Annotated in this window: 4 protein-coding genes; all 4 read left to right on the top strand. The window is 67.0% G+C overall.

Going from position 1 to position 3,615, the window contains the following annotated elements:
• Nucleotides 1-682 (top strand): ABC transporter substrate-binding protein (locus VF497_RS12485; RefSeq protein ID WP_330889175.1); only part of this gene is annotated, 682 nt, incomplete at its 5' end.
• Nucleotides 683-692: 10 nt separating this feature from the next.
• Complete coding sequence (locus VF497_RS12480; protein WP_330889173.1) at nt 693-2,411, top strand: FAD-dependent oxidoreductase; 1,719 nt, start codon at nt 693-695, stop codon at nt 2,409-2,411.
• Complete coding sequence (locus VF497_RS12475; RefSeq protein WP_330889171.1) at nt 2,408-3,172, top strand: glucose 1-dehydrogenase; 765 nt, start codon at nt 2,408-2,410, stop codon at nt 3,170-3,172. Before VF497_RS12480 ends, VF497_RS12475 begins: the two co-directional genes overlap by 4 nt.
• A 29-nt stretch (nt 3,173-3,201) precedes the next feature.
• Nucleotides 3,202-3,615 (top strand): IclR family transcriptional regulator (locus VF497_RS12470; RefSeq protein ID WP_330889169.1); only part of this gene is annotated, 414 nt, incomplete at its 3' end.

The raw sequence follows: 3,615 nt of genomic DNA, 5'->3' as shown, positions 1-3,615 counted from the left end.
CGGCCAGCAGCTCGAGAAGGACGCCACTCGCTTCATCAATGAGATGGGCGGCAAGGTGCTCGGCGGCGTCAAGCATCCGACCAACACCGCCGACTTCTCCTCGTTCGCGCTGCAGGCGCAGAGCTCGAAGGCGGACGTGGTGGCGTTCGCCAATGCCGGCCAGGACACCGACAATTCGATCAAGCAGTCCGGCGAGTTCGGCCTCGTGCAGGGCGGGCAGAAGCTGGTCGGCCTTTTGATGTTCGACACCGACGTACACGCAATCGGGCTCAACGCCGCGCAAGGCACCTACATGACGACGGCGTCGTACTGGAACATGGACGAGAAGACCCGCGCCTGGTCGAAGAAGTTCTACGCCCGCACCAATGTGATGCCGACCATGATCCAGACCGGCGTCTACGGCTCGGTGCTGCACTATCTCAAGGCGATCCAGGCTGCCGGCACCGACGATCCGCAAAAGGTGATGGGCAAGATGCGCGAGTTGCCGATCGAGGACACTTTCGTGCATGGCGGCAGGCTGCGCGACGACGGCCGCGTCATCCGCGACATGTATCTGGCGAAGGTGAAGAAGCCCTCGGAATCCAAGGAGCCGTGGGACTATCTCGACATCATCAAGACGGTGAAGGGCGAGGACGCCTTCCGTCCGGTGTCCGAGTCCAAATGCCCGCTGCTCAAGAAATAGGATCGATCGCGTGGCCAACGAAGAAACTTATGAGTGCGACGCGCTCGTCGTCGGCTCCGGCTGCGCCGGGCTGTCGGCAGCGGTCACCGCCGGCCATCACGGCCTCAAGGTCCTGGTGGTCGAGAAGGAGCCGCGCTTCGGCGGCACCACCGCCCGCTCCGGCGGCTGGTTGTGGATTCCCGGCACCTCGCTGGCGAAGGCCTGGGGCATCGCGGAAAGCCCCGATCAGGCCAAAACCTATCTGCGCCATGAGGCCGGCAACAGCTTTGACGCCGCGCGCGTCGATGCGTTTCTGACCGAAGGGCCGAAGGCGGTCGACTTCTTCACGACGAAGACCGCGGTGCGCTTCGACATGCCGCTGACCTTCCCGGACTATCACGCGGAAGCGCCCGGCGGCGCGCAGGGCGGCCGCTCGATGGTGACGCGGCCGTTCGACGGCCACGAATTGGGCGATGCCATCAAGGATCTCGGCAGCCCCCTGCCCGAGCTCACCGTGTTCGGCATGATGCTCGGCTCCGGCAAGGAGATCGTCCACTTCATGCGCGCGACGCGGTCGCTGACCTCGGCGGCCTATGTCGCCAAGCGGCTGTCGAAGCACGCGATCGACGTGATGCGCAACGGCCGCGGCATGACGCTGACCAACGGCAATGCGCTGGCCGGCCGGCTGGCGAAATCCGCCTTCGACCTCAAGATCCCGCTCTGGCTCAATTCGCCGGTACGCGAATTGATCGTCGAGAACGGCGTGGTGCGCGGCGCGGTGATCGCGCGCGAAGGCCGCACCATCCGCGTCAACGCGACGCGTGGCGTCGTGCTCGCCTGCGGCGGCTTTCCGCATGACGTCGCGCGGCGGCAGAAGATGTTTCCGCATGCGCCGACCGGCAAGGAACATTACTCTCCGGGTCCTGTCGGCAACACCGGCGACGGCCTGCGCCTCGCGGAATCCGCCGGCGGCCGTGTCGAGGACTCGCTGCCCAATGCCGCGGCCTGGGTGCCGGTCTCGGTCACCACCCGCAAGGACGGCTCGAAGGGCGTGATGCCGCATTTCATCGACCGCGCCAAACCCGGCGTGATCGCGGTGATGCGCGACGGCACGCGCTTTGCCAATGAAGGCAATTCCTACCACGACTTCGTGCAGGAGATGATCAAGGCGGCGAAGCCCGGCGAGGAGATCGCGGCGTACCTCGTCTGCGATCACGAGACGCTGCGCAAAGACGGCCTCGGCTGCGTGCCGCCGCGCCCAATGCCGCTCGGCCACCATCTCAAGACCGGCTATCTCAAGCGCGGCGCGACGCTGTCCGAGCTTGCCGCGCAGACCGGCATCGATGCGAAAGCGCTCGAGGCGACGGTTGCGACGTTCAACACAACCGCGGCAGAGGGCCGCGATCCCGCCTTCGGCAAGGGCTCGCGCGCCTATAACCGCTACCAGGGCGACGCGCTGCACGGCCCCAATCCGTGCATCGCGCCGATCCAGCACGGCCCGTTCTACGCCATCAAGATGGTGGTCGGCGATCTCGGCACCTATGCCGGCATCCGCACCGACGCCAATGCCCGCGCGCTCGACGCCGACGGCCAGCCGATTGCCGGCCTCTATGCCGCCGGCAACGACATGGCAAGCATCATGGGCGGCAACTATCCCGGCGCCGGCATCACGCTCGGCCCTGCTCTCACCTTCGGCTACATCGCGGGCAAGCACATCGCCGGCGCGGCGGCAGAAAGCAGCGCGGCATGAGCACGATGGCGACCCTGCTTGCGGGCAAGCGCGCATTGGTCACCGGCGCCGCGCACGGCAACGGACGCGCCATCGCGCTCGGCCTCGCAGCGCATGGCGCCGAAATCGTGGTCGCCGACATCGATCGCGCCGGCGCCGAGCAGACCGCGGCCGACATTCGCCAGCGCGGCAGCGCGGCGTGGCCGTTCGAGCTCGACGTGACCGATGCCGAGGCCTGTCACACTCTCGCGCAGAACGTAGCGCGCGAAGTCGGGCCGATCGCGATCCTGGTCAACAATGCCGGCATCATCATCCGTGAGGGCATCTGTTCGCCGCGCGCGCAGGAGAATTGGCGGCGGGTGCTCGACGTCAACCTGACCGGCACGTTTAACGTCACCCATGCGTTCCTGCCTGCGCTGCGCGAGACGCGCGGCGCGATCATCAATCTCGGCTCGATCGCTTCCTTCCTCGGCGTCGCCGATACGCTGGGCTACGCGCCATCCAAGGGCGGCGTGAAGCTCCTCACCCAGGCGCTTGCCCGCGAGCTTGCCGCCGACGGCATCCGCGTCAATGCGATCGCACCCGGCGTGATCCAGACCGCGATGACCGAAGCGACCCGCAACGACCTTGTCCGGCTCGCCGGTTTTCTGGGCCGCACGCCGCTCGGCCGCGTCGGACAGCCGGAGGAGTTGGTCGATCCGGTGGTATTCCTCGCGTCCGAGCTGGCATCCTATGTGAACGGCGTGACCCTGCCGGTCGACGGAGGGTTTCTCGCCGTATAAGCAAATTGTCGAAGAACCGACGGGGCGACATGACGAGAGAAAGCCGCGGCATCCAATCGATCGAGGTCGGCGGAGAATTGCTCCGCGCGCTCGCCCGCAGCGGCGAACCGATGATGCTGCGCGATCTCGCCCGCGAGGCCGGCATGCCGCCGGCCAAGGCGCATCCCTATCTCGTCAGTTTTTCGCGCATCGGCTTGATCGAGCAGGACGAGACCACCGGCCGTTACGAGATCGGCGCGCTGGCGCTCGAACTCGGCCTGATCAGCCTGCGCCGGCAGTCCGCGGTGCGGATCGCAACGCCACGGATCGCCGCGCTCGCCGACAGCATCAATCATGCGGTGTCGCTGTCGGTGTGGGGCACCCACGGCGCGACCGTGGTGCGGCTCGAGGAGCCGAGCCATCCCGTGCATATCGCGATGCGCGTCGGATCGGTGGTGGCGCTG

It is taken from the genome of Rudaea sp. (assembly GCF_036383415.1).
Lineage (GTDB): Bacteria > Pseudomonadota > Gammaproteobacteria > Xanthomonadales > Rhodanobacteraceae > Rudaea.
Note: the sequence above shows the minus strand (reverse complement) of the source record. Positions and strands in the feature narration are given on the sequence as shown.